The sequence below is a fragment of the Pseudomonas sp. WHRI 8519 genome, from assembly GCF_040224055.2.
In the GTDB taxonomy this organism is placed as follows: domain Bacteria; phylum Pseudomonadota; class Gammaproteobacteria; order Pseudomonadales; family Pseudomonadaceae; genus Aquipseudomonas; species Aquipseudomonas putida_X.
On sequence record NZ_CP167996.1, the window covers coordinates 4,816,863 to 4,841,965 of the forward strand.

The following is a 25,103-nucleotide window of genomic DNA, read 5'->3' on the forward strand; positions in this document are numbered from 1 at the left end:
CAGCCGCCCTCTGATAGAATGAGGGCCTTTTCCGTTTGTTCGCGCCACCTGCGGCGCCGTAGAGAGCCTGTAATGACCGTTACCATCAAGACCGCAGAAGACATCGAGAAGATGCGCATCGCCGGCCGCCTGGCCGCCGAAGTGCTGGAAATGATCGAAGAACACGTCAAGCCCGGTGTCACCACCGAAGAGCTCGACCGCCTGTGCCACGACTATATCGTCAACGTGCAGCAGGCCATTCCGGCACCGCTCAACTACAAAGGCTACCCGAAGTCGATCTGCACCTCGATCAACCACGTGGTCTGCCACGGCATCCCCAACGACAAGCCACTCAAGGACGGCGACACGCTGAACATCGATGTCACCGTGATCAAGGATGGCTACCACGGCGACACCAGCCGCATGTTCCACGTCGGCACTGTGCCGGTCTGGGCCGAACGCCTGTCCAAAGTCACCCAGGAATGCATGTACAAGGCCATCGAACTGGTCAAGCCAGGCTGCCGCCTGGGCGATATCGGTGAAGTGATCCAGAAGCACGCCGAAAAGAACGGTTTTTCGGTGGTGCGTGAATTCTGCGGCCACGGCATCGGCAAGGTGTTCCACGAAGAGCCGCAGATCCTCCACTACGGCCGTGCCGGCACCGGCATGGAGCTCAAAGAGGGCATGACCTTCACCATCGAACCGATGATCAACCAGGGCAAGGCCGACACCAAGGTACTGGGCGACGGCTGGACTGCCATCACCAAGGACCGCAAGCTCTCGGCGCAGTGGGAACACACCCTGGTGGTGACTGCCACCGGCTACGAGATCTTCACCCTGCGCAAGGACGACACCATCCCGCGCACTTCGGCCTGAATTCACGCCAAAGCCCCTACGACAGGAACGCGATGCATGCCCCAGGTGGATCCCGAGCTGTTCGACCGCGGCCAGTTCCAGGCGGAACTGGCCCTCAAGGCGAGCCCCATCGCCGCTTTCAAGAAGGCCATCCGCCAGGCCGGCGAGGTGCTCGACAAGCGTTTCCGTGACGGCCGTGAAATCCGTCAGCTGATCGAGGACCGTGCCTGGCTCGTCGACAACATCCTGCAACAGGCCTGGAAGCAGTTCGACTGGGGCGACGCGGACGGCATCGCGCTGGTGGCGGTCGGGGGCTACGGACGCGGTGAACTGCACCCGCACTCGGACATCGACCTGCTGATCCTGCTGCGCGACGTCGAACACGAGCAGTACCGCGATGCCATCGAACGCCTCCTTACGCTGCTGTGGGACATCGGCCTGGAAGTGGGCCAAAGCGTGCGCACCATCGACGAGTGTGCCGAACAGGCCCGTGCCGACCTGACGGTCATCACCAACATGATGGAAAGCCGTACCATCGCCGGCCCTGAAGCCCTGCGTCAGCGCATGCTGGAGGTCACCAGCACCGCGCACATGTGGCCTAGCAAGGAGTTCTTCCTGGCCAAGCGTGCAGAGCTCAAGGCCCGCCACCACAAGTACAACGACACCGAGTACAACCTCGAGCCCAATGTAAAAGGCTCGCCCGGTGGCCTTCGCGACATCCAGACAGTCCTTTGGGTAGCCCGTCGCCAGTACGGCACCCTGAACCTGCACGCCCTCGCTGGCGAAGGCTTCCTGCTGGAAAGCGAAAACGAACTGCTGGCTTCCTCCCAGGACTTCTTGTGGAAGGTGCGCTACGCCCTGCACATGCTCGCCGGCCGCGCCGAAGACCGCCTGCTGTTCGACCACCAGCGCAGCATCGCCGCACTGCTGGGCTACAGCGACGAAAATCCCAAGCGCGCCATCGAACAGTTCATGCAGCAGTACTACCGGGTGGTGATGAGCATCAGCCAGTTGTGCGACCTGATCATCCAGCACTTCGAGGAAGTCATCCTCGCCGACGATGACAGTGGCACCACCCAGCCGCTCAATACACGCTTCCGCCTGCACGACGGCTACATCGAAGCGGTCAACGCCAACGTTTTCAAGCGCACGCCGTTCGCCATGATGGAGATCTTCGTGCTGATGGCGCAGCACCCGGAAATCAAGGGTGTGCGCGCTGACACCGTGCGCCTGCTGCGCGAGCACCGCCACCTGATCGACGACACCTTCCGCAACGATATCCGCAACACCAGCCTGTTCATCGAGCTGTTCAAGTGCGAAATCGGCATCCATCGCAACCTGCGGCGGATGAACCGCTACGGCATCCTCGGCCGCTACCTGCCAGAGTTCGGCCTGATCGTCGGGCAGATGCAGCACGACCTGTTCCACATCTATACGGTCGACGCGCACACCCTCAACCTCATCAAGCACCTGCGCAAGCTGCAGTACACGCCCGTATCCGAAAAATTCCCGCTGGCCAGCAAGCTCATGGGCCGCCTGCCCAAACCTGAGCTCATCTACCTGGCCGGTCTGTACCACGACATCGGCAAAGGGCGCCAGGGCGACCACTCCGAGCTGGGCGCTGTGGATGCGAAGAAATTTTGTGAGCGCCATCAGTTGCCCGCCTGGGACAGCCGGCTGATCGTCTGGCTGGTGCAGAACCACCTGGTGATGTCCACCACCGCGCAACGCAAGGACCTGTCCGACCCGCAGGTGATCAACGACTTCGCCCTGCATGTCGGCGACGAGACGCGCCTGGACTACCTGTATGTGCTGACCGTGGCCGACATCAATGCCACCAACCCCAGCCTGTGGAACTCCTGGCGCGCCAGCCTGCTGCGCCAGCTGTACAGCGAGACCAAACGGGCCCTGCGTCGCGGCCTGGAAAACCCGCTGGACCGCGAGGAGCAGATCCGTCAGACACAGAGCGCTGCGCTGGACATCCTCGTCAGAGAGGGCACCGACCCGGACGACGTCGAGCAACTCTGGTCGCAACTGGGTGACGACTATTTCCTCAAGCACAACGCCGCTGATGTGGCCTGGCACAGTGATGCGATCCTGCAGCAGCCTGCCGACGGCGGGCCGCTGGTACTGATCAAGGAAACCACCCAGCGTGAGTTCGAGGGCGGTACGCAGATTTTCATCTATGCCCCCGACCAGCACGACTTCTTTGCCGTGACCGTAGCGGCCATGTCGCAGCTCAACCTGAACATCCATGACGCGCGCATCATCACCTCGAGCAGCCAGTTCACGCTCGACACCTATATCGTGCTCGACAATGACGGCGGCTCCATCGGTGACAACCCGCAACGCGTCAAGCAGATCCGCGACGGCCTGACCGAGGCGCTGCGCAACCCCGAGGATTACCCGACCATCATCCAGCGTCGGGTACCCCGCCAGCTCAAGCATTTCAACTTCCCGCCGCAGGTGACCATCCTCAACGATGCCCAGCGGGCGGTGACCATCCTCGAGATCACCGCGCCGGACCGCCCCGGGCTGCTGGCGCGGATCGGGCGGATCTTCCTGGAGTTCGACCTGTCACTGCAGAACGCCAAGATCGCCACCCTCGGCGAACGCGTGGAAGACGTATTCTTCATTACCGACGCCGACAACCAACCGCTGTCCGACCCGCAGTTGTGCAGCCGCCTGCAGGAAGCGATCGTGCAACAGCTGCAGGCCGGCCAGGCCAGCGATGCCAGCCCGGCCCGCGTGACCTTTTAACGATTAGACGATTGACGAGACCTTGCGCCGATGAACCATGCCTTGACCCAGCTTCAGCCCTACCCGTTCGAGAAACTCCGCGCGCTGCTGGGCAGCGTGAAGCCTGCGGTGGACAAGCGCGCCATCGCCCTGTCGATCGGTGAGCCGAAGCACGAATCGCCGGCATTCGTAGCCCAGGCCATGGCCGACAACCTCGACAAGCTGGCGGTCTACCCCAGCACCATCGGCCTGCCAGCGCTGCGCCAGGCCATTGCCCAGTGGTGCGAGCGCCGCTTCGGCGTACCGGCCGGCTGGCTGGACGCAGACCGCCATGTGCTGCCGGTCAACGGCACCCGTGAAGCGCTGTTCGCCTTCACCCAGGCCGTGGTCAACCGCGCCGATGATGGCCTGGTGGTCAGCCCCAACCCGTTCTACCAGATCTACGAAGGCGCGGCCCTGCTCGCCGGCGCCACGCCGCATTACCTGCCGTGCCTGGAAAACAACGGTTTCAACCCGGACTTCGACGCCGTGCCCGCCGAGGTCTGGAAGCGCTGCCAGATCCTGTTCCTGTGCTCACCGGGAAACCCCACCGGCGCACTGGTACCGATGGACACCCTGAAGAAGCTGATTGCACTGGCCGACGAGCACGATTTCGTCATCGCCGCCGACGAGTGCTACAGCGAGCTCTACTTTGACGAAGACGCCCCACCACCGGGCCTTCTCAGTGCCTGTGCCGAACTGGGTCGCAGTGATTTCAAGCGTTGCGTGGTATTCCACAGCCTGTCCAAACGCTCCAACCTGCCGGGCCTGCGTTCGGGCTTCGTTGCCGGCGATGCGGAAATCATCAAGCCGTTCCTGCTCTATCGCACCTACCATGGCTGCGCCATGCCAGTGCAGACCCAACTGGCCAGCATCGCCGCCTGGCAGGATGAAGCGCATGTGCGCGAGAATCGCGACCAGTACCGCGCCAAATACGATGCCGTGCTGGATATCCTGCAGCCCGTGCTGGACGTACAGCGGCCCGATGGCAGCTTCTACCTGTGGGCCAAGGTGCCGGGGTGCGATGCTGACTTCACCCGCGACCTGTTCGAAGCCCAGCATGTGACGGTGGTGCCTGGTTCGTACCTGTCGCGCGACGTGGACGGCGTCAATCCGGGGGCCGGGCGGGTACGCATGGCACTGGTCGCACCGTTGGCCGAGTGCATCGAAGCGGCTGAGCGGATTCGTGCGTTCGTGCAAAACCGTTGATCGAGTGAGTGCCGCACTGTAGCTCGAACGCCGGCTTACCGGCGCTTGAGCTACAGCGGCTCATTTGACTGCCCCCAGGTTCGCCTCGCTCAAGTCCAGCTCACCCAACACTTGCCGTACCACCTCGTCGCCTACCAGGTGCTGGCGATGCAGGTTATACAACTCCAGGCGCTGCGCCCTGAGCGCCCGCAGGCGCAGGCGGCGCTCCAGCAAGTCCATCTGCTCTGCCAAGGCCCTCGCCTCGGCCGTGTCGTTGTAACTGTCCAGTTCATCGCGGTACTCGGCCATCAACCGTGCCTTGAGCTCCGTGGCCAGGGTCGCCTGCGCCGCATCCTGAGGCGCGCTGGCATCAATCACTTCCTCGGCCTCCAGGGCATGAATGGCAGCCTCGGCCGTGCGCCGCCAGGCTTCCTGCACCTCCTGATGCAGCCGCTCGTCCGGGCTGCGGGTGACACCTTTCAAGAGAAAAGGCAGAGCCACGCAGGCGCTGGCCAGCGAAAGCAAGATGACGCCCGCAGCGATGAAAATCAGCAGGTCGCGCTCTGGGAAATCCTGGCCAGCCCCGATCAGCAGCGGTATCGACATCACACCCGCCAGGGTCACGGCCCCGCGCACCCCACCTAGGGTCAGCAGCCAGCATGAGCGCGCGGTGGGCATCAGTACCAGTGCCGGTTTGCCCCGCCAGCGACGCACGACCCCAACCGCCCGCCAGATGCTTTGCACCCAGATGAAACGCAGCAGGATCAGCGCCGCGAAGATCGCCAGCACATCCAGGCAACGCCAGGCCAGTGTCGGCCACAGGGTAGGCTCATGGCTGACCACCGCCTTGATGATGTCCGGCAATTGCAGGCCCAAGAGGAGGAAGATCAGGCCATTGAAGGCGAATTCCAGCAGCGACCAGACACTACGGTTGAGCAGGCGGGTGCTGGTCTGGCGCGGCAGCAGATCGAGCCAGCTCTGCATCATGCCGGCGGCGACCGCCGAGAGGATGCCCGATACCCCAAGGCGCTCGGCCAATACATAGGCGGCAAACGGCAGCAGCAGCATGAATACCACGTGAGTGGCCGGGTCATCCCAGCCACGGGCGATCATCCAGGCGCGCAGCCTGCCAATCAGCCAGCTCAGAGCCACGCCGACCGCCAACCCGCCGATGGCAACCAAGACAAAACTGAAACTGGCATCGGCCAGTGAAAATACGCCGGTGATCGCCGCTGCCAGCGCAAACTTGAAGGTCACCAGGCCAGAGGCGTCATTCATCAGCGCCTCCCCCTGAAGCATGTGCATCAGGGGAGTGGGGAGGCGGTCCTGGGTGATGGCCGAGACGGCCACGGCGTCGGTCGGCGACAATACGGCCGCCAGGGCAAAGGCGACCGCCAGCGGGATGCTGGGCAGCAGCCAATGGATGAAGTAGCCGGCACCGACCACAGTGAACAGCACCAGCCCTACAGCCAGCGCCACCACCGGCCCGCGGATGCGCCACAGTTCGCGTTTCGGGATGCGCCAGCCGTCGGCAAACAGCAACGGCGGCAGGAACAGGAAGAGGAACAGTTCAGGGTCCAGGGCCACATGCAGCCCCAGGCTCGGCCAGGCCAACAGCGCACCGGCAGCGATCTGCACCAGCGGCAGCGGCAACGGGATTACCCGCCCGACCAGTTTCGACACGCTTACCAGCGTCAGCAGGATGAGGACGGTATAGGCGGACTGCATCCGTTAAAGCTTCCTTTGTGAACCGAAATCAATCCAGGCGAAAGACCGCCATGGAAACAACATGTTAGCGCTGTGTGGCAACCCTGGGCCGCTGCACGAAAGTCGCAGGCGGCGCATGAATATGTAACATGATGATACCCGCCTAACGTGCAGATGCTGACGTTTGCCTCCACAGGTGCAATGAAATCCGGCACTTGCATACGCCCACCCCCGAGTGCTGGCTCAACTTGCAGAGCACCTACCCGCTGCGCACAGCCAGGCAGCAATAGGGCAATGAAATCATCCAGGCGGTTCACCGTTTGGTCGATCAAGACACATCCTGACCCGTCGTCAGGGCGCCTCGGGCGTGGCGCACCGAGGATCGTTCCCGCATAATCGCGTGACTGACATTCGGAAATGGAGAGATTGGGGCAGCCTGTGACCCCAATGCACACAATGACCTACACGCTCTACGGCATCAAAGCCTGCGATACCATGAAAAAAGCGCGCACCTGGCTCGAAGATCAAGCCATCGCCTACGAATTCCATGACTACAAGACTCAAGGCATCGACCGTGACAGCCTGAACCGCTGGTGCGACGAGCACGGCTGGGAAGTGATCCTCAACCGTGCCGGCACCACGTTCCGCAAGCTCGACGATACCAGCAAGGCCGACCTCGACCAGGCCAAGGCCGTCGAGCTGATGCTGGCCCAGCCGTCGATGATCAAGCGGCCGGTGCTCGACCTTGGCGCGCGCACCCTGGTCGGTTTCAAACCTGACCTGTACGCCGCTGCGCTGGCCTGAGTCCATCTACGCATCGCCCCCTATTTCGCACGAGGTAATCATATGTCCACTACCCTGTTCAGCCTGGCCTTCGGTGTCGGCTCCCAGAACCGCCAGGGCACCTGGCTGGAAGTCTTCTACGCACAGCCGCTGCTCAAGCCGAGCGCCGAGCTGGTCGCCGCTGTTGCGCCGATCCTCGGCTATGAAGGTGGCAACCACGCCATCACCTTCAGCAATGCCCAGGCCGCGCAACTGGCCGAAGCCGTCAAAGGCATCGATGCCGCCCAGGCCGCCCTGCTGACCCGCCTGGCCGAAAGCCACAAGCCGCTGGTCGCCACCCTGCTGGCCGAAGACGCTGCCCTGGCGTCGACCCCAGAGGCCTACCTGAAGCTGCACCTGCTGTCGCACCGCCTGGTCAAGCCGCACGGCGTGAGCCTGGCAGGCATCTTCCCGCTGCTGCCGAACGTCGCCTGGACCAACCAAGGCGCCGTCGACCTGGCAGAGCTGGCCGAACTGCAACTGGAGGCGCGCCTCAAAGGCGAGCTGCTGGAAGTGTTCTCGGTGGACAAGTTCCCGAAGATGACCGACTACGTGGTCCCGGCCGGCGTGCGTATCGCCGACACCGCCCGTGTGCGCCTGGGCGCCTACATCGGCGAAGGCACCACGATCATGCACGAAGGCTTCGTCAACTTTAATGCCGGCACCGAAGGCGCGGGCATGATCGAAGGCCGTGTATCGGCCGGTGTATTCGTCGGCAAGGGTTCGGACCTGGGCGGCGGCTGCTCGACCATGGGCACCCTGTCCGGTGGTGGCAATATCGTCATCAAGGTCGGTGAAGGTTGCCTGATCGGCGCCAACGCCGGCATCGGCATCCCGCTGGGCGACCGCAACACCGTCGAAGCTGGCCTGTACATCACAGCCGGCACCAAGGTAAACCTGCTCGACGAAAACAATGAGCTGGTCAAAGTGGTCAAGGCGCGCGACCTGGCTGGCCAGACCGACCTGCTGTTCCGCCGCAACTCGCTCAACGGCGCCGTCGAGTGCAAGACGCACAAATCGGCGATCGAGCTGAACGAGGCGCTGCACGCCCACAACTGAGAACTCCCCAAGGGTTCGAAGTGTTAAGATCGGGTCTGGCGCACTCACGCCAGACCCGATTTTCATTCCAGGCCCCGTGATCATGTTCCAGCCCTCCCCCTGGCGTGCCGATTTCCCCGCCATCGACGCCCTGCAACGCCAGCACCAGACCTACCTGGACAGCGCTGCCACCACCCAGAAGCCCCAGGCCCTGCTCGATGCCCTGAGCCACTATTACGGCCACGGCGCAGCCAATGTGCACCGTGCCCAGCACCTGCCGGGCGCACTGGCGACCCAGGCGTTCGAAACCAGCCGCGACAAGGTCGCCGCCTGGCTCAACGCTGGCGAATCGCGGCAGGTCATCTTCACCCACGGCGCCACGTCGGCCCTGAACCTGTTGGCCTATGGCCTGGAACACCGTTTCGAGGCAGGCGACGAAATCGCGGTGAGCGCGCTGGAGCACCATGCCAACCTGCTGCCCTGGCAACAACTGGCGCGGCGGCGCAACCTGCGCCTGGTGGTGCTGCCGCTGGATGAGCATGGCCGCATCGACCTTGAGCAGGCGCTGCAGTTGATTGGCCCGCGTACCCGCGTGCTTGCGGTCAGCCAGTTGTCCAACGTGCTCGGCACTTGGCAGCCGCTGCCAGCGTTACTCGCCCATGCCCGGGCCCAAGGGGCGCTGACGGTAGTCGATGGCGCCCAGGGTGTGGTGCATGGCCGCCACGATGTTCAGCAACTGGGCTGTGATTTCTACGTATTCTCCAGCCACAAACTGTATGGCCCGGAAGGGGTCGGCGTACTTTATGGCCGTGCGCAGGCGCTGGAACTGCTGCGCCACTGGCAGTTCGGCGGTGAAATGGTACAGCTGGCTGACTACCAGAGTGCCAGCTTCCGCCCCGCACCGCTGGGCTTCGAGGCTGGCACTCCGCCGATCGCCGGGGTGATCGGCCTGGGGGCGACGCTCGATTACCTGGCCAGCCTCGATGGCCAGGCCGTCGAGAATCACGAGACCCACCTTCATCATCACCTGCTGCGCGGGCTGGCCGACCGTGATGGGGTGCGGGTGCTGGGCGCGCCACAGGCTGCCTTGGCCAGCTTTGTCATCGAAGGCGTGCACAATGCCGACATCGCCCACCTGCTGACAGAGCAAGGCATTGCCGTGCGTGCCGGCCATCACTGCGCCATGCCACTGCTCAAGGGGCTGGGGCTCGAAGGCGCGATTCGGGTATCGCTGGGCATGTACAACGACAGCGATGACCTGCAACGTTTCTTCGATGCCCTCGATCAAGGCCTGGAGCTGTTGCGATGAGCCTGCCAGTACGCGCCCAGGCAGTATTGGAGCGTTTCGAGCAGGCCCGCGGCTGGGAGCAGCGTGCCCGGCTTCTGATGCAGATGGGTGAGCAACTGGAACCGCTGAGCGATACGCAAAAAGGCGAGGACAACCGCGTGCACGGCTGTGAAAGCCTGGTATGGCTGGTAGCTGAACAGCACGACGGCCAGTGGCAGTTCAAGGCGAGCAGTGATGCGCGACTGTTGCGTGGCCTGCTGGCAGTGCTGCTGGTGCGGGTGCAAGGGCTGGACAGCCGCGAACTGGCAGCGCTTGACCTGCGCGCATGGTTTACCCAATTGGGGCTGGAGCGGCAGTTGTCGCCATCGCGCAGCAATGGCCTGCATGCAGTGTTGCTGCGCATGGCCGAGCTGGTTTCAGACCACTGAACCCAGCTCGGCCGTGCGCCTCACTCGGCCTTGACCCGCTCTGACGGGCGCCGGGCGCCAGCCACCAGCTTTTCCACGGCCTTGCTCGCCGCCACCATGCCAAAGGTCGCCGTCACCATCATCACCGCGCCAAAGCCCCCGGCGCAGTCAAGGCGCACACCCTCGCCCACGAAGCTCTTCTGCAGGCACACGCTGCCATCGCCCTTGGGGTAGCGCAGCTGTTCGCTGGAGAACACACACGGCACCCCGTAATTGCGGCTGACGTTGCGCGAAAAGTTGTAGTCACGCCGCAGGGTCGAACGTACCCGCGATGCCAGCGGGTCGTTGAAGGTCTTGTTGAGGTCGCCGATCTGAATCTGTGTGGGGTCGATCTGCCCACCTGCGCCGCCGGTGGTGACGATCGCGATCTTGCGCCGCCGGCACCAGGCAATGAGCGCCGCCTTGGCCATCACGCTGTCAATGCAGTCGACGACGCAATCGAGCTGCTCGGTGATGTACTCAGCCATGGTGTCGCGGGTGACGAAGTCAGCCACCGCATGCACTGTGCAGGCCGGGTTGATCGCACGCAGACGCTCGGCCATCACCTCGACCTTGGGGCGCCCCACCTGCCCTTCCAGGGCATGGGCCTGGCGGTTGGTGTTGCTGACACAGACATCATCCAGATCGAACAAAGTGATCTCACCCACGCCACTGCGCGCCAGCGCCTCGGCCACCCAGGAGCCCACCCCGCCGATACCGACGACCGCCACGTGGGCCTGGTTCAGGCGTTGCAGCCCTTCGTCGCCGTACAGCCGGCCAACGCCGGCAAAGCGTGGATCTTCTGTGCTCATGTTCGTACCCCGAAGCTCATACCGCCAAAACGGCGCGCATTATAGGCCAGCAGCGCCGATGACCTCCATCGTTAGGAAAACACCTACTGATCCTGCTTTAATGTCCTACTACCTCGACAGATATGGACGACAATGTCATCTCGCAAATTCGGCTTGAACCTGGTGATTGTCCTGGCCATCGCCGCACTGTTCACCGGGTTCTGGGCGCTGGTCAATCGGCCGGTCTCGGCGCCGGCCTGGCCTGAGCAGATATCAGGCTTCTCGTACTCGCCATTTCGTCTGGGGGAAAGCCCGCAAAAAGGCCAGTACCCAAGCGATGCCGAGATGCGCCAAGACCTGGAGCAGATGAACACGCTGACCGACAGCATCCGTATCTACACCGTCGAAGGCACCCAGGCCGATATCCCGCGCCTGGCAGAGGAGCTTGGGCTGCGCGTCACCCTGGGCATCTGGATCAGCCCGGACCTGGAGCGCAACGAGCGAGAGATCGCCACCGCCATCGAACTGGCCAACACCTCGCGCAGTGTGGTTCGCGTGGTGGTCGGCAACGAAGCGCTGTTCCGCGAAGAAGTCACGCCCGAAGCCTTGATCCAGTACCTCGACCGGGTGCGAGCCGCAGTCAAGGTGCCGGTCACCACCAGTGAACAGTGGCACATCTGGAAGGAACACCCGGAACTGGCCAAGCATGTCGACCTGATCGCCGCGCACATCCTGCCCTACTGGGAATTCGTGCCCATGAAGGATTCCGTGGAGTTCGTCCTGGATCGGGCCCGTGAGCTGAAACAACAGTTCCCGCGCAAGCCATTGCTGCTCTCGGAAGTCGGCTGGCCGAGCAACGGCCGCATGCGCGGCGGCGCCGACGCGACCCAGGCCGACCAGGCCATCTACCTGCGCACGCTGGTCAACACCCTCAACCGCCGCGGCTACAACTATTTCGTCATCGAAGCCTACGACCAACCCTGGAAAGCCAGTGACGAGGGCTCGGTGGGCGCCTACTGGGGCGTATTCAATGCCCAACGCCAGCAAAAATTCAATTTTGAAGGGCCGGTGGTGGCGATACCGCAATGGCGTGCGCTGGCGGTCGCCTCGGTGGTGTTGGCGATGATCGCCCTGACCGTATTGCTGATCGACGGCTCGGCCTTGCGCCAACGCGGGCGAACGTTCCTCACCTTCATCACCTTCCTCTGTGGGTCAGTGCTGGTGTGGATCGGTTACGACTACAGCCAGCAGTACAGCACCTGGTTCAGCCTGACTGTCGGCGTGCTGCTGGCGCTCGGCGCGCTCGGCGTCTTCATCGTGCTATTGACCGAGGCGCACGAGTTGGCCGAGGCGGTGTGGATTCACAAACGCCGCCGGGAGTTTCTGCCGGTGCAGGGCGACAGCGCCTACCGGCCCAAGGTCTCGGTACATGTACCGTGCTACAACGAACCGCCCGAGATGGTCAAACAGACACTCGACGCCCTGGCCGCCCTGGATTACCCGGACTACGAAGTGCTGGTGATCGATAACAACACCAAGGATCCAGCCGTTTGGGAGCCGCTCAAGGCCCACTGCGAAAAGCTCGGCGAGCGCTTCAAGTTCTTCCACGTCGCGCCGTTGGCCGGGTTCAAGGGCGGTGCGCTCAACTACCTGCTGCCGCACACCGCCAAGGATGCCGAAGTGATCGCAGTGATCGACTCGGACTACTGCGTGGACCGCAACTGGCTCAAGCACATGGTGCCGCATTTCGCCGACCCGAAGATCGCCGTGGTGCAGTCGCCCCAGGACTACCGCGACCAGCATGAGAGCGCCTTCAAGAAGCTTTGCTACAGCGAGTACAAAGGCTTCTTCCACATCGGCATGGTCACCCGTAACGACCGTGACGCGATCATTCAGCACGGCACCATGACCATGACCCGGCGCACCGTGCTGGAAGAACTGGGCTGGGCCGAATGGTGCATCTGCGAAGACGCCGAACTGGGCCTGCGGGTGTTCGAGAAAGGCCTGTCGGCTGCCTACGCCCACAACAGCTATGGCAAGGGCCTGATGCCCGACACCTTCATCGACTTCAAGAAGCAGCGTTTCCGCTGGGCCTATGGCGCCATCCAGATCATCAAGCACCACGCCGCCGCCCTGCTGCGCGGCAAGGGCAGCGAGCTGACCCGTGGCCAGCGCTATCATTTCCTGGCCGGCTGGCTACCCTGGGTCGCCGATGGCATGAACATCTTCTTCACGGTCGGTGCCCTGCTCTGGTCGGCGGCGATGATCATCGTGCCGCACCGGGTCGATCCCCCCCTGATGATCTTCGCCATCCCGCCACTGGCGCTGTTCTTCTTCAAGGTCGCCAAAATCATCTTCCTTTACCGCCGGGCGGTCGGGGTCAACCTCAAGGACGCATTCGCAGCGGCCCTGGCGGGGCTGGCACTGTCGCACACCATCGCCAAGGCGGTGCTGTACGGGTTCTTCACCAGCAGCATGCCGTTCTTCCGCACGCCGAAAAATGCCGACAGCCATGGGCTGCTGGTCGCGATTTCCGAAGCGCGCGAAGAACTGTTCATCATGCTGCTGCTGTGGGGAGCGGCAGCCGGGATCTACCTGGTGCAAGGGTTGCCGAGCTCGGACATGCGCTTCTGGGTCGCGATGCTGCTGGTGCAGTCACTGCCCTACCTGGCGGCGCTGGTAATGGCACTGCTGTCGTCGCTGCCCAAGCCCGAGCACACAATGGCCGAGCCTCAGGAGGCTTGAACATCGCGGGGCCGCGCAGCGGCCCAAAGCCCCGTGCCGACAAACCTTGTTTGATATAAGATAACGCCCCTCGTTTTTCCGCCTTGCCTTGCCCCGGAGTTCCCCATGACGGCCCCAGCCGAGCTCTCGCCCACCCTCCAACTGGCCTGCGACCTGATCCGTCGTCCCTCGGTCACCCCTGTCGACGCCGATTGCCAGGCGCAGATGATGAACCGCTTGGGCGCCGTGGGCTTCCAGCTCGAACCGATGCGCATCGAAGACGTCGACAACTTCTGGGCCACCCATGGTCACCAGGACGGGCCGGTGCTGTGCTTCGCCGGCCACACCGATGTGGTCCCTACCGGCCCGGTACAGCAGTGGCAGCATGAGCCGTTCGAGGCACTGATCGATGCCGATGGCATGCTCTGCGGGCGTGGCGCTGCCGACATGAAGGGCAGCCTGGCCTCCATGGTGGTCGCCAGCGAGCGGTTCGTGCAGGACTACCCGAACCACCGCGGCAGGGTCGCGTTCCTGATCACCAGCGATGAAGAGGGCCCGGCACACCATGGCACCAAGGCTGTGGTCGAGCGCCTGATCGCGCGCAACGAGCGCCTGGACTGGTGCATCGTCGGCGAGCCGTCGAGCACCAGCCTGCTCGGTGACGTGGTCAAGAACGGCCGCCGTGGCTCGCTTGGCGCCAAACTGACCGTGCGCGGCAAACAAGGCCATGTGGCCTACCCGCACCTGGCACGCAACCCGATCCACCTAGCCGCGCCAGCGCTGGCGGAGCTGGCCGCCGAACACTGGGATGAAGGCAACGCGTTCTTCCCACCGACCAGTTTCCAGATCTCCAACCTCAATTCCGGTACCGGCGCCACCAATGTGGTGCCGGGTGATCTGACCGCGCTGTTCAATTTCCGCTTCTCCACCGAGTCGACGGTCGAAGGCCTGCAGGCGCGAGTCTCGGCAATCCTCGACAAGCATGAACTGGACTGGTCGATCGACTGGGCGCTTTCGGGCCTGCCATTCCTCACCGAGCCCGGCGAACTGCTCGATGCCGTTTCGGCCAGCATCAAGGGGGTCACCGGCCGTGATACTCAGCCGTCCACCAGCGGGGGCACGTCCGATGGCCGGTTCATCGCCACCATGGGCACCCAGGTCGTCGAACTGGGCCCGGTCAATGCAACCATCCACCAGGTCGACGAACGCATCCTGGCCAGCGACCTCGACCTGCTGACCGAGATCTACTACCAGACCCTGGTGCGGTTGCTCGCCTGATGCTCGCCTGCCCTATTTGCCAGGCGTCACTGACGCGGCTCGACAACGGTGTGGTGTGCCCGGCCGGCCACCGCTTCGACCGTGCCCGCCAGGGTTACCTGAACCTGCTGCCTGTGCAGCACAAGAACAGCCGTGACCCTGGCGACAATCAGGCCATGGTCGAAGCGCGCCGGGACTTCCTCGATGCCGGCCATTACGCGCCCGTGGCCCGTCGCCTGGCTGAACTGGCCGCCGAGCGCCAGCCTGGCGCCTGGCTGGACATCGGCTGCGGCGAAGGCTATTACACCGCGCAACTCGCCCAGGCCCTGCCACAGGCTGACGGCTACGCTTTGGACATCTCGCGGGAGGCCGTCAAACGTGCCTGCCGCCGCGACCCTTCGGTCACCTGGATGGTCGCCAGCATGGCCCGCGTCCCCATGGCCGATGCCAGTTGCCAGTTCATCGCCAGCGTGTTCAGCCCGTTGGACTGGGCCGAGGCCCAGCGCCTGCTGAGCCCGGGTGGCGGCCTGATGCGGGTGGGCCCGACCAGCGGCCACCTGATGGAATTGCGCGAAGTGCTCTACGATGAAGTACGCCCTTATGCCGATGACAAACACCTGGCCCTGCCCCCCCAGGGCATGGCCCATACCCACAGCGAAACCCTTGAGTTCCGGCTGAGCCTGGCGGCCCCCAAAGCCCGGGCCGACCTGCTGGCCATGACGCCGCACGGCTGGCGCGCCAGTGCTGAGAAACGTGCGCGGGTGATAGACCAGCCCGAGCCCTTCGACGTCACGGTTTCGATGCGTTATGACTATTTCGTGCGCCAAGACTGAGCACACCTGGAGCCCTTATGCGCCAACCTGATATCGAGATCTACCTGAAGGACGCTGACGTCGACCACAAGCAGATTGCCCAATGGCTCGGCGAAGTGATTGGCCCCTGCAGCGAATGGCAGCAGAAAGGCCAGACCTTCAAATGCAAGGCCGGTAACATTCCGGTCACCTGGTTACCCAAGGCTGTAGGGAAATGGAACAGCCTGTACCTGGAAAGCGACCAGACGCCATGGGACGATGACGTCGCCTGCGCCCGCGCCGCATTCGCCGCACTGGGCGTGGAAGTGCGCTGCGCGCCAGGTGGCTGGGTCGAGGAAGATGGCGAGGAAGATGCCGATCGCTGGATCCGCATCAGCGCTGACGGTGAAGAGGAGATCACCTGGCGTACCTCGTGAGCAGCACGCTACAAAAGAGTTCGCATCAGGCTGCAAGTTACACGGTCAACTTGCAGCTTGAAGCTTGAAGCTTGAAGCTTGAGGCTCGAAGCGCAGGACTCAGAGCCCTACGACGTCCTCGGCTTGCAGGCCTTTCTGGCCCTGCACGCAGGAGTACTCGACCCGCTGCCCTTCGACCAGGGTACGATGCCCCTCACCGCGGATCGCCCGATAATGGACGAATACATCCGCACCACCTTCGCGCTGAATGAAGCCAAAGCCCTTGGCATCGTTGAACCACTTTACATTCCCAGTCTCACGAGACGACATCTGAACTACTCCGGATTTTTATTGTGAAGATCGCCTTGTAGACACAGGGTTTCCTCCCCGTGCCGACGCCGCTTGCCGAAATATCCTGCAAGTGGCAGGCCGAGTATATGCCACAGAACAAATAATTTTCATGACCGCCGCGCCCTTTGCAGGATTTTGCTGAACTTACGCAGATACGGCAGACTAACCGTTTGCACATTCACTGAACATCACACCCAGGGCACACACCCCATGACCCGTTCTCCCCTGCGCCGCCTGATCTTTGGCGCTCTGCGTCGCCTGTTGTACCTGTGGGTGCGCTCCGAGACCATCAACCAGTCCGCCATGAGCCTGCAGCTCGACCGCAGCCGCCCGGTGTTCTATGCCCTGCCCTCGCCATCGCTCACCGACCTGGCCGTACTCGACCATGAGTGCACCAAGGCGGGGCTGCCGCGCCCGGTACTGCCGGTAGCGGTGGGCACGCTGCACGAGCCGGCCGGGTTCTTCTACCTCACGCCCGACCCGGACTGGCTCGGCCGCCACGACAAGCGCGGCGCGCCCCCCACCCTTGAGCGGGTGATTGCAGCGGTCAGCCAGCATGCCGAAGAAAACGCACAGATCATCCCGGTCAGTGTGTTCTGGGGCCAGACGCCTGCCAGCGAATCGAGCCCGTGGAAATTGCTCTTCGCTGACAGTTGGGCGGTAACCGGGCGCCTGCGCCGGCTGCTGACCATCCTGATACTGGGGCGCAAGACCCGCGTGCAGTTCTCGGCGCCTATCCAGGTGCGTGAGCTGGTGCAGCACAACAAAGGCCATGAACGCACCGTGCGCATGGCCCAACGCCTGATGCGCGTGCACTTTCGCAACCTCAAGACTGCAGTGATCGGCCCGGACATCTCGCACCGGCGCAATCTGGTCAAAGGCCTGGTGCACGCGCCACTGGTGCGCCAGGCCATCAGCGAACAAGCCCAACGGGAAAACATTCCCCAGGCCAAGGCTGAAGCTCAGGCCCTGCGCTACGGCAACGAGATCGCCTCGGACTACACCTACACCGCGATCCGCTTTCTGGAAGTGGTGCTCAGCTGGTTCTGGAACAAGATCTACGACGGTATCAAGGTCAACCACATCGAGCAGGTGCAGGGCATCGCACCGGGCCACGAAGTCATCTATGTACCCTGCCATCGCAGCCACATCGACTACCTGCTGCTGTCGTACCTGCTGTTTCGCAACGGCCTGACGCCACCGCACATCGCGGCCGGCATCAACCTCAACATGCCAGTGATCGGCGGCTTGCTGCGCCGCGGCGGCGCCTTCTTCATGCGCCGCACCTTCAAGGGCAACCCGCTGTACACCGCAGTGTTCAACGAATACCTGCACACCCTGTTCACCAAGGGGTTCCCGGTCGAGTACTTCGTCGAGGGCGGGCGCTCGCGCACCGGGCGCATGCTGCAACCACGCACGGGGATGCTGGCGATCACCTTGCGCAGCTTCCTGCGCTCATCGCGCACACCGATCGTCTTCGTGCCGGTGTACATCGGCTACGAACGGGTCCTGGAAGGCCGCACCTACCTGGGTGAACTGCGTGGCGCCAGCAAGAAGAAGGAGTCGATCTTCGACATCTTCAAAGTCATCGGCGCGCTGAAGCAGCGTTTCGGTCAGGTCTACGTCAACTTCGGCGAACCGATTCGCCTGGCAGGCTTTCTCGACCAACAGCAACCCGGCTGGCGTGAGCAGGCACTTGGCCCGCAGTTCCGTCCCGCCTGGCTGAACGAGACCACCACCCGCCTGGGTGAAACCGTGGCCCGCCACCTCAACGAGGCTGCAGCGGTCAACCCGGTCAACCTGGTGGCCCTGGCGTTGCTCTCCACCAGCCGCCTGGCACTGGACGAAAGTGCCCTGATCCGGGTGCTGGACCTGTACCTGGCCCTGTTGCGCAAGGTCCCCTATTCGCAGCACACCACCCTGCCCGAGGGCGACGGCCAGGCGCTGATCGAGCACGTCAGGGGCATGAACCTGCTGGCGGAGCAGAAAGACGCCCTGGGCCGCATCCTCTACCTGGATGAAGCCAATGCGGTGCTGATGACTTATTACCGCAACAACGTCCTGCACATCTTTGCCTTGCCGGCGTTACTGGCAAGCTTCTTCCACAGCAGCTCACGAATGAGCCGTGACCTGCTCGGGCAGTATGTACACGCGTTGTATCCGTACCTGCAGGCCGAGCTGTTCCTGCGCTGGTCACCCGAGCAACTGGACGAGGTGATCGACCAGTGGCTGGCCGCGTTGGTCGAACAGGGGCTGCTACGCCAGGAGCAAGACAGCTACATTCGCCCTGCTCCGAGTTCGCGCCAATTCGTCCTGCTGACCCTGCTGGCCCGCTCCATCACCCAGACCTTGCAACGCTTCTACATGGCCACTTCGCTGCTGCTCAACAGTGGGCAGAACACCCTCAGCGCGGAAGAACTCGAAGACCTGTGCGTGATGATGGCTCAACGCCTGTCGATCCTGCACGGTCTCAATGCCCCGGAGTTCTTCGACAAGACCCTGTTCCGCCACTTCATCCAGACCCTGGTCGAGCAGGGCGTGTTGCGCCCGGACGGCAATGGCAAGCTGGGCTATCACGACAAGCTGGGAGAGCTGGCCGAGGGCGTGGCCAAGCGCGTGCTGTCAGCCGAGCTGCGCCTGTCGATCCGCCAGGTGGCGCTGCACCGTGATGAGCCGGTGGACATCGTGCAGGGGTAGATTTTCAGCCTGCGCCCGGTCCTTGAAAGGGATCAACATCGATTCGCTGCACCCCACATCCCTTTCAAGGACTATCAATATGCCTCAGATCAAATCGGTGACCGTCGAAATCACCTGCTCAGACTCCACCACCCCGCCGGCGGGAGCCCTCGTCAAATTGAGCTTGGCTGATGTTTCGCTAGCAGATGCGCCGTCCACCCCTGTTACCGAACTCGATCTGCGCTGGGGAAGCGGTTTTCCGATCACCCTGCCGCTGCCCTTTGACTGGAGCCAGATCAACCAGAAACACGAATATGCCATCGGTGCGCGCATCGAGAATGATGGGCAACTGGTGTACATCAACACCACGAACTACACGCTGAAACCAGGCGTAGGCACCTATCAGGTTGAGGTCGAGAAGGTGCACTCGGTCGCTGAAGGTCTCCACGGCGGCAACCTCATGGGTTGACCACCTGCCCTGGAAAATCCGTTAAAGTCCTTGGGGTTGGCCACAAGCCAACCCCAAGGACTTTGGAGATTCCATGAAAAAGCTCGTAATGCTGTGGTGCGCATCCCTGCTCGCAGCCTGTTCCACCCACACCTCGCCGCCCCAGGCCAGCCTGGATGGCGAAGTCTTCTACCTTCAGCGCATCGCCCTGCCGCCCGCCGCCACCTTGAGCGTGGAACTGCAGGACGTATCGCTGATGGACGCCCCCGCCGTCACCCTGGCGCGCCAGGCCGGCCCGGTCAAAGGCAACGTACCGCTGCCGTTCCACCTCACCTACGACCCCGCCCAAGTCAAGCCCGGCCACCGCTACGCGGTCAGCGCGCGCATCGAACTGGGCGGCAAGCTGCTGTTCATCAACACCGAACACCACGGCGTCGAGCTCGATGGCAGCGACGCCCAGCCGGTACGGATCAAAGTCGATCCCGTACGCTGACATCCGCCTACTTCTGTTGAAAGGGACCCTTTCATGATTCGCTCCTCCCTGCGCTTCACCGCCCTGTGCGCCGGCCTGCTGCTGTCCGCCAGCGCCCTGGCCCTGTCACTGGGCGACCTGACCCAGAAGGACGCCACCGGCGGCCTGAAAGATGCGCTCACCCAAGGTGCACAGGTCGCCGTCAAGCAATTGAGCACCCCCGGTGGTTTCAGCAACAACCCGGATGTGCGCATCGAACTGCCAGGCAACCTCGGCAAGGCCGCCAAGGCCATGAAGATGTTCGGCAAAGGTGACCAGGTCACGGCCCTGGAAGACAGCATGAACAAGGCCGCGGAAGCGGCGGTGCCGCAAGCCCAGGCGATCCTGGTCGATGCGGTGAAGAACATGAGCGTGACCGATGCCAAGGGCATCCTCAGCGGGGGCGATGATTCGGCCACCCAATACCTGAACAAGAGCAGCCGCGAGAAGATCCGCGCCAAGTTCCTGCCCATCGTCAAGGCGGCGACCGACAAGGTGGGCGTGGTTCAACAGTACAACGCTTTTGCCGGCCAGGCCTCAGCCCTGGGCCTGGGCGATGCCAAGAGTGCCAATGTCGAGAGCTATGTGACCGAAAAAGCCCTAGACGGCCTGTTTGAAATGATCGCCAAGCAAGAACAGAGCATTCGCCAGAACCCCGCACAGGCAGCTACCAGCCTGGCCAAGAAGGTATTTGGCGCCCTGTGACCCGCGAAGGGAGGGCTATGCCCTCCCCCGCAGCCTTCAGCCCTTCTTCACCCTGAACCACGCCGCATACAGTGCCGGCAGGAACAACAGGGTCAGCACCGTGGCAACGATCAACCCGCCCATGATCGCCACCGCCATCGGCCCGTAGAACACGCTGCGCGACAGCGGGATCATCGCCAGCACTGCCGCCAGCGCCGTCAGCACGATCGGCCGGAAGCGCCGCACCGTGGCCTCGATGATGGCCTGCCAACGGTCCAGCCCCGAAGCGATATCCTGTTCGATCTGGTCCACCAGGATCACCGAGTTGCGCATGATCATGCCCGCCAGGGCAATGGTGCCAAGCATGGCGACGAAGCCGAACGGCTGGCGGAACACCAGCAGGAACAAGGTCACGCCGATCAGCCCCAGTGGCGCCGTGAGGAACACCATCACCGTGCGCGAGAAGCTGCGCAGCTGGATCATCAACAAGCTGAGCACCACGACGATGAACAGCGGCATGCCGGCGTTCACCGACTTCTGCCCGCGCTCGGAGTCCTCGACAGTGCCGCCCACTTCCAGCAGGTAGCCATCCGGCAGCTTGTCCTTGATTGCCTGCAAGGTCGGGGCAATCTGCTTGACCAGGGTTGCCGGCTGCTCCTTGTCATAGATGTCGCCGCGTACCGTCACCGTCGGCAAGCGGTTACGGTGCCAGATGATGCCTTCCTCGAAGCCATAGTCCAGGGTCGCTACCTGCGACAGCGCCACGCTCTGGCCGTTGTCGGTGGGCAACGCCAGGCTGCCGAGGTTGCCCAGTTCGCCACGCTCCTTCTGCGTGCCACGCAGGAGAATTTCGATCAGCTCGTTGTCCTCCCGGTACTGGCTCACCGTGGTGCCGGTGAGCGAGCTGCGCAGGAAGCTCGACAGGTGCGCGGTACTTACGCCAAGTGCACGCGCACGGTCCTGGTCGATCGCCAGGAACACCGCCTTGCTTGGCTCTTCCCAGTCAAGGTGCACGTTCACCACATGGGGGTTTTCACGCACCTTGTCCGCCACCTCACGGGCCAGGGCGCGCACCTTCTCGATATGCTCGCCCGTGACCCTGAACTGCACCGGGTAGCCCACCGGCGGGCCGTTCTCAAGGCGGGTGACGCGGGCGCGCAGGTCGGGGAATCGCTGGTCCACCGTGTCGATCAGCCAACTGCGCAAGCGCTCGCGCTCCTCCAAAGACGTGGCCAGCACGACGAACTGGGCAAAGCTCGCGGCGGGCAGTTGCTGGTCCAATGGCAGATAAAAGCGCGGCGACCCGGTGCCTACGTAGGCCACATAGTTGTCGATGCCATCCAGCTGCTTGAGCAGGGCCTCGAGCTGCTTGACCCGCTCGGTGGTATTGCCCAGCGACGCGCCCTCGGCCAGTTTGAGGTCGACCATCAGTTCTGGGCGGCCGGACGCCGGGAAGAACTGCTGCGGCACGAAGCGGAACATCGCAATGCTGCCGACAAAGGCTGCGATGGTCAGCAGGATGACCGTCTTGCGCCGCCGCACGCACCACTCCACTACACGTCGCACACGCTGGTAGAACGCGGTGGCATAGGGGTCCGGCGCATGCCCGTTACCGTTATGACGGGCGGCATGCAGCTTGGCCAGGTCCGGCAGCAACCGTTCACCCAGGTAAGGGACGAACACCACAGCCACCACCCACGAGGTGAGCAACGCAATGGTCACCACCTGGAAGATAGAGCGGGTGTACTCACCCGTACTGGACGCTGCCGTGGCAATCGGCAGAAAGCCGGCAGCGGTAATCAGCGTACCGGTCAGCATCGGAAAAGCCGTGCTGGTCCAGGCATAACTGGCAGCCTTGAACCGGTCGTAGCCCTGCTCCATCTTGATCGCCATCATTTCCACGGCAATGATCGCGTCGTCCACCAGCAGGCCCAGGGCCAGCACCAGCGCGCCCAGCGAGATCTTGTGCAGGCCGATACCGAAATAGTGCATGGCGGCAAACGTCATCGCCAGCACCAAGGGTATAGCCAGGGCCACCACCAAGCCGGTACGCAGCCCAAGCGAGAAGAAGCTCACCAACAGCACGATGACCAGCGCCTCGACCAGCACCTGGACGAACTCGCCCACGCCCGCCTTGACCGCAGCCGGCTGATCGGAGACTTTGCGCAGCTGCATCCCGGCCGGCAGGTTGCGCGCCAAGCGTTCGAACTCACCTTCCAGTGCCTTGCCCAGCACCAGGATGTCGCCGCCATCCTTCATCGACACGGCCAGGCCGATCGCGTCTTCACCCATGAAGCGCATGCGCGGCGCGGGAGGGTCATTGAAGCCCCGGTACACCTCAGCGACATCGCCGATACGGAAGGTGCGATCCCCTACCCGGATGGGGAACTGGCGAATCTGCTCGACGCTGTCGAACTGGCCACTGACGCGCAGTTGCAGGCGCTCGCTGGGGGTTTCGAAAAAGCCGGCGGTGCTCACCGCGTTCTGCTCTCGCAGCGCTTGCTGCACGGCCTCCAGCGGCACGCCCAGGGTGGCCAGCTTGAGGTTGGACAGCTCGATCCAGATTTTCTCGTCCTGCAGGCCGATCAGTTCGACCTTGCCCACGTCCTTGACACGTTGCAACTGGATCTGGATTCGGTCTGCATAGTCCTTGAGCACGGCGTAGTCGAAGCCGCTACCGGTGAGCGCATAAATATTGCCGAAGGTAGTACCGAACTCGTCATTGAAGAACGGCCCCTGGATTTCCGGGGGCAGGGTGTGGCGGATATCCGCGACCTTCTTGCGGATCTGGTACCACAGCTCGGGAATATCCTTGGAATGCAGCGAGTCCCGGGCCATGAAGGTCACTTGCGATTCGCCGGGGCGCGAGAACGAGACGATCCTCTCGTACTCGCCGGTTTCCATCAGCTTCTTCTCGATGCGCTCGGTCACCTGGCGCGACACTTCCTCGGCCGTTGCCCCCGGCCACAGGGTACGGATGACCATGGCCTTGAACGTAAAGGGCGGATCCTCGCTCTGCCCCAGCTTGGTGTAAGACATGGCGCCAATGGCAGCCAGCAGGATCATCAGGAACAGTACGATCTGGCGATTGCGCAGCGCCCAGGCGGAAAGGTTGAAACCCATCGGGACTTACTCCTTGGCCGTCAGGTTCACCACACGGTTGGTACGGTCCACCGGCCGCACCTCCTGCCCCTCGCGCAGCACGTGGCCGCCGGCGGCCACCACCCAGTCGCCAGGGTTCAGGCCTTCGAGTACGGGAACAGTGTCACTGCCATAAGGCCCCAGGCGCACGGCGGCACGCTCCAGGCGACGGTCCTGGTTGACCCGCCAGACGTACGCCTGGCCGTTTTCCGCGGTGACCGCCGAGAGAGGTACAGCCAGTGGGATCAGCCCGTCATGGGCAATGAATACCCGTGCGCTCTGCCCAAGGTCGGCAGGCACCTTGGCCGAGTTGAAGGCGATGCGTGCGGCGAAGGTACGTGAACGGGGGTCGGCTGCAGGCGACAACTCCCGGATACGGCCCTCAAAGCGCTCATTGCCCCGCGACCACAGCTCGACACTGACCTGCTGGCCAACGGCGAAGCGGGCGAACTGCTGCTCCGGCACGCCGATGACGACTTCGCGCTCACCATCGGCCGCCAGTGTGAATACCGTCTGCCCGGCAGCCACCACCTGGCCGACCTCGACCTGACGCTTGGCGATCACGCCGGCCTGGGGCGCCCGCAACACGGCGTAGCCGGCCTGGTTGCCAGCCACGTCGAATTCGGCTTTGGCCTGCTTGAGGCGCGCGAGCCCGGCCCGGTAGAGGTTCTCGGCGTTGTCGTACAGGGAATGGCTGACCATCTGCCGATCCAGCAACGTGCGGTAGCGGTCACGCTCGGCGCGTACCAGGGCAAGGTTGGCTTCGGCGGCCGCCAACTGGGCACGGTTGGCCTCAAGTTGCAGGCGCACATCCTGGGGGTCGAGCTCTGCCAGTGGCTGTTCGGCCTTAACCCGCTGCCCCTCCTCGACCAGGCGTTTGCTGACCTTGCCAGCGATGCGGAACGCCAGCTCCGGCTCGAAACGCGCTCGCACCTCGCCAGGGTAGCTGTTGGCTGAGGCTTGGGCTGGCTGCGGCTGGACCACCAGCGCTGGGCGGGGAGCTGTGGGCGGGGCCGCTTGCTGCCCGCAGGCGGCCAGCAACAACGCGGCAGCGGCAGGCAGAGCGAGGCACAAGGCATGACGCAACATGATGAATCCTTTCGCGACGAGCGCATCGAATATTTATACTGTCGAGTATATTAAATCAGGGAACCGAAGCCGGGAAGCCAGCGTCGGAAAGAAAATCAGCGCTAAGGATGGGCCATTCCCTGA

20 protein-coding genes are annotated in these 25,103 nt (G+C 63.4%); 15 read left to right on the forward strand and 5 right to left on the reverse strand.

The window, feature by feature from the left end:
* Positions 1 to 72 precede the first annotated feature (72 nt).
* The 3 genes from map to dapC are packed head-to-tail and all read left to right on the forward strand — an operon-like array spanning position 73 to position 4,821.
* Complete coding sequence (gene map / locus ABRP30_RS22000) at positions 73 to 855, forward strand: type I methionyl aminopeptidase (RefSeq protein WP_004375406.1); 783 nt, start codon at positions 73 to 75, stop codon at positions 853 to 855.
* Positions 856 to 891: 36 nt separating this feature from the next.
* On the forward strand, positions 892 to 3,594 hold the full coding sequence (locus ABRP30_RS22005; RefSeq protein ID WP_349974740.1) for a [protein-PII] uridylyltransferase: 2,703 nt from the start codon (positions 892 to 894) through the stop codon (positions 3,592 to 3,594).
* A gap of 30 nt (positions 3,595 to 3,624) precedes the next feature.
* A complete protein-coding gene (gene dapC / locus ABRP30_RS22010) occupies positions 3,625 to 4,821 on the forward strand; it encodes a succinyldiaminopimelate transaminase (protein WP_267818234.1) in 1,197 nt (398 codons plus the stop codon).
* A 60-nt stretch (positions 4,822 to 4,881) separates the two neighbouring features.
* Here dapC and ABRP30_RS22015 read toward each other — a convergent pair whose 3' ends face one another.
* Complete coding sequence (locus tag ABRP30_RS22015) at positions 4,882 to 6,528, reverse strand: Na+/H+ antiporter (RefSeq protein ID WP_267818236.1); 1,647 nt, start codon at positions 6,526 to 6,528, stop codon at positions 4,882 to 4,884.
* Between the two features lie 435 nt (positions 6,529 to 6,963).
* Between ABRP30_RS22015 and ABRP30_RS22020 the strand changes: the two genes are divergently transcribed.
* From ABRP30_RS22020 to ABRP30_RS22035, 4 genes are all read left to right on the forward strand, one after another.
* Positions 6,964 to 7,311 (forward strand): ArsC family reductase, encoded by a 348-nt coding sequence (locus ABRP30_RS22020; protein WP_241804440.1) that lies wholly within the window; start codon positions 6,964 to 6,966, stop codon positions 7,309 to 7,311.
* A gap of 42 nt (positions 7,312 to 7,353) precedes the next feature.
* The gene (gene dapD / locus ABRP30_RS22025) at positions 7,354 to 8,388 is read left to right on the forward strand and encodes a 2,3,4,5-tetrahydropyridine-2,6-dicarboxylate N-succinyltransferase (RefSeq protein WP_349974741.1); all 1,035 of its coding nucleotides are present in this window, start codon (positions 7,354 to 7,356) and stop codon (positions 8,386 to 8,388) included.
* 82 nt (positions 8,389 to 8,470) lie between these two features.
* Positions 8,471 to 9,676, forward strand: coding sequence for a cysteine desulfurase (locus tag ABRP30_RS22030; protein WP_267818240.1), 1,206 nt, complete (start codon positions 8,471 to 8,473; stop codon positions 9,674 to 9,676).
* The gene (locus tag ABRP30_RS22035) at positions 9,673 to 10,083 is read left to right on the forward strand and encodes a SufE family protein (RefSeq protein ID WP_241804404.1); all 411 of its coding nucleotides are present in this window, start codon (positions 9,673 to 9,675) and stop codon (positions 10,081 to 10,083) included. The genes ABRP30_RS22030 and ABRP30_RS22035 overlap by 4 nt, the downstream gene beginning before the upstream one ends.
* A gap of 20 nt (positions 10,084 to 10,103) precedes the next feature.
* Here ABRP30_RS22035 and tcdA read toward each other — a convergent pair whose 3' ends face one another.
* The gene (gene tcdA / locus ABRP30_RS22040; protein ID WP_241804403.1) at positions 10,104 to 10,913 is read right to left on the reverse strand and encodes a tRNA cyclic N6-threonylcarbamoyladenosine(37) synthase TcdA; all 810 of its coding nucleotides are present in this window, start codon (positions 10,911 to 10,913) and stop codon (positions 10,104 to 10,106) included.
* A 132-nt stretch (positions 10,914 to 11,045) separates the two neighbouring features.
* On the opposite strand from tcdA, the gene ABRP30_RS22045 reads away from it, so the two are divergent.
* The 4 genes from ABRP30_RS22045 (at position 11,046) to ABRP30_RS22060 (ending at position 16,101) form a co-directional block, all read left to right on the forward strand.
* Positions 11,046 to 13,637: a glycosyltransferase gene (locus ABRP30_RS22045; protein ID WP_267818244.1), complete on the forward strand. Its 2,592-nt coding sequence runs from the start codon at positions 11,046 to 11,048 to the stop codon at positions 13,635 to 13,637.
* A 105-nt stretch (positions 13,638 to 13,742) separates the two neighbouring features.
* On the forward strand, positions 13,743 to 14,894 hold the full coding sequence (gene dapE, locus ABRP30_RS22050) for a succinyl-diaminopimelate desuccinylase (RefSeq protein WP_241804401.1): 1,152 nt from the start codon (positions 13,743 to 13,745) through the stop codon (positions 14,892 to 14,894).
* A complete protein-coding gene (locus ABRP30_RS22055; RefSeq protein ID WP_267818247.1) occupies positions 14,894 to 15,706 on the forward strand; it encodes a putative RNA methyltransferase in 813 nt (270 codons plus the stop codon). Before dapE ends, ABRP30_RS22055 begins: the two co-directional genes overlap by 1 nt.
* A 17-nt stretch (positions 15,707 to 15,723) precedes the next feature.
* Entirely contained in the window at positions 15,724 to 16,101 is a 378-nt protein-coding gene (locus ABRP30_RS22060; protein WP_267818249.1) for a hypothetical protein, read from the forward strand.
* A 99-nt stretch (positions 16,102 to 16,200) separates the two neighbouring features.
* On the opposite strand, the gene ABRP30_RS22065 is transcribed toward ABRP30_RS22060, so the two are convergent.
* Positions 16,201 to 16,410, reverse strand: a complete 210-nt coding sequence (locus ABRP30_RS22065; RefSeq protein ID WP_012315914.1) for a cold-shock protein — start codon at positions 16,408 to 16,410, stop codon at positions 16,201 to 16,203.
* 231 nt (positions 16,411 to 16,641) lie between these two features.
* On the opposite strand from ABRP30_RS22065, the gene plsB reads away from it, so the two are divergent.
* The 4 genes from plsB to ABRP30_RS22085 all read left to right on the forward strand — a co-directional run bounded on the left by plsB (position 16,642) and on the right by ABRP30_RS22085 (position 20,771).
* Positions 16,642 to 19,128 (forward strand): glycerol-3-phosphate 1-O-acyltransferase PlsB, encoded by a 2,487-nt coding sequence (plsB, locus tag ABRP30_RS22070; protein WP_349974743.1) that lies wholly within the window; start codon positions 16,642 to 16,644, stop codon positions 19,126 to 19,128.
* 79 nt (positions 19,129 to 19,207) lie between these two features.
* On the forward strand, positions 19,208 to 19,576 hold the full coding sequence (locus ABRP30_RS22075) for a YbaY family lipoprotein (protein ID WP_267818253.1): 369 nt from the start codon (positions 19,208 to 19,210) through the stop codon (positions 19,574 to 19,576).
* Between the two features lie 73 nt (positions 19,577 to 19,649).
* Positions 19,650 to 20,048, forward strand: a complete 399-nt coding sequence (locus ABRP30_RS22080; RefSeq protein ID WP_267818255.1) for a YbaY family lipoprotein — start codon at positions 19,650 to 19,652, stop codon at positions 20,046 to 20,048.
* Between the two features lie 33 nt (positions 20,049 to 20,081).
* Complete coding sequence (locus ABRP30_RS22085) at positions 20,082 to 20,771, forward strand: DUF4197 domain-containing protein (protein ID WP_267818257.1); 690 nt, start codon at positions 20,082 to 20,084, stop codon at positions 20,769 to 20,771.
* Between the two features lie 36 nt (positions 20,772 to 20,807).
* Here ABRP30_RS22085 and ABRP30_RS22090 read toward each other — a convergent pair whose 3' ends face one another.
* Both ABRP30_RS22090 and ABRP30_RS22095 read right to left on the reverse strand, forming a co-directional pair.
* Positions 20,808 to 23,873, reverse strand: coding sequence for an efflux RND transporter permease subunit (locus ABRP30_RS22090; protein ID WP_267818259.1), 3,066 nt, complete (start codon positions 23,871 to 23,873; stop codon positions 20,808 to 20,810).
* 6 nt (positions 23,874 to 23,879) lie between these two features.
* Positions 23,880 to 24,980 (reverse strand): efflux RND transporter periplasmic adaptor subunit, encoded by a 1,101-nt coding sequence (locus tag ABRP30_RS22095; protein WP_267818261.1) that lies wholly within the window; start codon positions 24,978 to 24,980, stop codon positions 23,880 to 23,882.
* Positions 24,981 to 25,103 lie beyond the last annotated feature (123 nt).